Consider the following 1,443-nt stretch of genomic DNA (forward strand, 5'->3'; position numbering starts at 1 on the left):
TGTAATTGCTCAACTAGGGGAAAAAAGGGAGCCATCAATCGAGAGAGCTTGTTGAATAGATTGATAAGCAGTTAAACCCTGACGTTTGCCAGTATTCACAACTGAACGAACGGCAGCAAACAAATCCCGACCCCATTCCGAACGGAAGCCATTAGTCACACGGCGAAATATTACACTCATCCGAATCGCCTGTTCGCTACTATTATTCGTGGGTGGAATTGTCGCATCTTCCAGAAATAGAAATAAATTGTCAATCAGCCCACCATATCGTTTTCGTAACCGGATACCATCCGGATTGTGTGGCACTAAATTCAAAATCCTGGTGAATCTTTCCTGTAAATTTTCTCGATATCGTTTCAGTCTAGTATCGTCTATTTTCGATCGTCGTCGCTGGACGATCAAAGCTCTTAATAATAACCTCTTCATCCCTGGGGCAAAAATTCTGTCCCCAGCATCAATCGCATATTGGCAATCCCGCAATTGATGAGCCAAACACACTTGCCATTGTGGTGCTGGATGATTTTTTTGAGCGCTAAATAAGTCTGATACCCAAATATCGGGACGATGTTCTCCGAGAACTTCGTTAATTACTCCAGTTCCTCGGCTGGGGCGAATGACGTGTAAGCAAACGTCCTGGTTCTGAAACACCCACTCCCACTGATTCTGTCCGTTAACTCTCGCACTCGTTTCATCTGAACAAATTAATTTAGACCGTCGCAACCGATGGAGTATTTGAGTTACTTGGTCATCTAAACTGGTTTTGACTTGCACCAGCAAGTTGGCGATTGCTCCAACTGAAATCTTGAGTCCAAAGACTTCTCCAAATATGGACGACAGCCGTTCGTAGCTGATGGCATGAGTGTAACGCAGATATGTGACGCGAGCTTTGAATTGAACTGCCAAACGGTGAACCTGGTTCCATTCCCAATGGTACAGGGGCAACATACTTCGTTTGACAGCAGGCACACTGACCGCCATAACGTTCGATGCGGGTGATGATGGGACGAATTGGTGGTAGTTCGATTTTTTCGTAGATGGATTGTAATTTTTGTGCAGTAGCGGTCACTTTCTCTCCACACTGGGGACAATTTTTGAGTTGGGCGATGATTGTTTGGTCGGGTTCAGGATGTAGTTCTCTTCCCCCTCCTACTCTTCCTAGGCTTCTTTGTCTTTTTATCCCCTCAATTTTCGATGGCCCAATGTTGGGCTTGAATCCTTTGGAGGGTGGAGTGCTGGAATTTTTGCTAGTTTTTTTGGGAGACGGACTTAGTTTTGCTTGGTCTGTGGCTGCTAACGCTGCGGTGAGTTTTTGGATTTTCTCCCATAGCTCTACTATCAAGGCTTCCTTTGCCTCGTTCGATAGTTGCTTTAAGTCGGGGAGTTTTTCCATTTCTCTATCTAATGTCTATCTCGTCTTCTTGTCAAGGGGGTTGAGCAATTACC

At 45.0% G+C, this 1,443-nt stretch carries 2 protein-coding genes; one reads left to right on the top strand and one right to left on the bottom strand.

The window, feature by feature from the left end:
- Positions 1 to 9: 9 nt before the first annotated feature.
- The gene (tnpC, locus tag QUB30_RS33560; protein WP_333342678.1) at positions 10 to 978 is read right to left on the bottom strand and encodes an IS66 family transposase; all 969 of its coding nucleotides are present in this window, start codon (positions 976 to 978) and stop codon (positions 10 to 12) included.
- 221 nt (positions 979 to 1,199) lie between these two features.
- Between tnpC and QUB30_RS33565 the strand changes: the two genes are divergently transcribed.
- A partial coding sequence (locus QUB30_RS33565) for a hypothetical protein (RefSeq protein ID WP_333342681.1) occupies positions 1,200 to 1,443 on the top strand: 244 nt, incomplete at its 3' end.

The sequence above is a fragment of the Microcoleus sp. BROC3 genome (assembly GCF_036702515.1).
In the GTDB taxonomy this organism is placed as follows: Bacteria; Cyanobacteriota; Cyanobacteriia; order Cyanobacteriales; family Microcoleaceae; genus Microcoleus.

Coding starts and splice junctions, on each gene's coding strand:
- tnpC (WP_333342678.1), bottom strand. CDS start 978: ATGGCGGTCAGTGTGCCTGCTGTCAAACGAAGTATGTTGCCCCTGTAC.